Origin of the sequence: Acinetobacter sp. ACNIH3 (genome assembly GCF_002918965.1) — a bacterium.
GTDB classification, from domain to species: domain Bacteria; phylum Pseudomonadota; class Gammaproteobacteria; order Pseudomonadales; family Moraxellaceae; genus Acinetobacter; species Acinetobacter schindleri.
In genome coordinates this window covers 1-543 of the sequence record NZ_PQLP01000159.1, presented here as the reverse complement: position 1 = coordinate 543, position 543 = coordinate 1, and the positions used below count along the sequence as shown (strand labels likewise).

At 42.2% G+C, this 543-nt stretch carries 1 pseudogene; it reads left to right on the top strand.

What is annotated here, in order from left to right:
• Position 1: 1 nt before the first annotated feature.
• A pseudogene (locus tag C3420_RS17215) lies at positions 2–543 on the top strand (IS5 family transposase); the annotation flags it as partial.

Below are 543 nucleotides of genomic sequence, written 5' to 3'. Positions count from 1 at the left end.
TATCTGGCAGCAAATTCAAGATACTATGCGATTACATGGTTGCTACCGTTCAAAGAATAGTAGAAATATCATGGAAGCGATCTTATGGAAACTGCGTACAGGCGCCACATGGCGTGATATTCCTCAAGAATTTTGTCCTTGGCAAACTGCTTATAATCGTTTTAATCGTTGGGCAAGCAAGGGATTGTGGAATAAATTTTTTTTAGATTACGAGGCGTCTTGGATCAAGAATGGGTATTCATTGACGGAAGCTACATACGCGTGCATCAACATGCAAGTGGAGCTCGGCATGGTTTCGAAAGAGCAATTGGACAATCACGTGGTGGACGAACAACAAAAATACATCTTGCAACCGACGCGAATGGATTACCGATTGATTTTAAAATCACTGGGGGTGGCGTCCACGACAGTCAAGTTGCAAAACAACTGATTGATACTGTAGGCGAGGCAACTTATCTCATTGCTGATAAGGGGTATGATGCTGAGCACATTAGAATATATGCCCAGAACAAGGATATGATTCCCATCATTCCAATGAGATCA